The sequence below is a fragment of the Candidatus Symbiothrix dinenymphae genome (assembly GCF_001431085.1).
Map to the genome: position 1 here is coordinate 1 of NZ_BBRU01000275.1, position 553 is coordinate 553.

The following is a 553-nucleotide window of genomic DNA, read 5'->3' on the forward strand; positions in this document are numbered from 1 at the left end:
TCTTCGGGGTGAACGTATTTTTTGCAGGTGTAAGCCGTATGGTTATAATCCATGGGGAAAATTGATTGGGACCCGCATTTCCGCTCATCGAATAGTCTACTGTGACATTTCTAACAGTATTGCTAGTGTTTGTACTTGATGTGTTGGGCCAATAACAATATTGAAATCCCATGGTCACATAAAAACGCATTTCGCGGTTGTCATACATTTTAGCGGCGATGGCTTTTAACGTATAGCCTGAAAAATTTTTATCAGCTCCGATGGGGTCCGCCGCATCCGATTGCATGGTAAAGGGCGTTCCGTCAGCCATATAAAAAGCGGATGCCAAATCGTGCGTCAGGTTCAAGCCGTTCATGCCCCCCATTGCCGCAGACATGACCATGCCGGCAGGGCTGTCGCGTCCACCCGTCGTCGGACCGCTGGTATAGATGGCTTCGGTATTCTGTTGAGGAAGTACATCTCCATTGAATACTTCGGCAAAAGAACGGTAGGTGTCAATTTCAGAAGGGTCGAACTGAGTAATGGGACGGGTAGCGTATGCCGCTGTTACCGC

1 protein-coding gene is annotated in these 553 nt (G+C 48.3%); it reads right to left on the reverse strand.

Annotated features, from left to right (window positions below):
• Nucleotides 1-553, reverse strand: a 553-nt coding sequence (locus ASC50_RS03540) for a RagB/SusD family nutrient uptake outer membrane protein (RefSeq protein ID WP_158648368.1), incomplete at both ends; no start/stop codon positions are given.